The sequence below is a fragment of the Zoogloea sp. LCSB751 genome (assembly GCF_002028455.1).
GTDB lineage: Bacteria > Pseudomonadota > Gammaproteobacteria > Burkholderiales > Rhodocyclaceae > Zoogloea.
In genome coordinates, this window is the sequence record NZ_MWUM01000416.1 from 1 (window position 1) to 252 (window position 252).

Annotated in this window: 1 protein-coding gene; it reads left to right on the forward strand. The window is 63.1% G+C overall.

The features are described from left to right. Positions 1-14: 14 nt before the first annotated feature. Positions 15-252: iron chelate uptake ABC transporter family permease subunit (locus B4920_RS27170; RefSeq protein ID WP_139379737.1), on the forward strand; the 238-nt coding region annotated here is incomplete at its 3' end.

A 252-nucleotide genomic window follows, 5' to 3' on the forward strand; every position in this document is an offset into this window, starting at 1 on the left:
AAAGGAGTTCTTGCGTGCTCAGATACCAAGCACAGCTGTTCTGGTTCAGCGTGCTGCTCCTCTTCCTGCTGATTTCTCTGTCACTGGCCACAGGTGCCGGTGTCTATGGTGGCCGCGAGGTCGCCGGTTTCCTCTTGGGCGATCCCGCCCTGGTGGCCGATGAAAAACTCGCCATGATAGTCCACACCCTGCGCCTGCCGCGCACCCTGGCGGCCCTGGTGGTGGGGGTCTGTCTCGCGCTCGCCGCCTCCA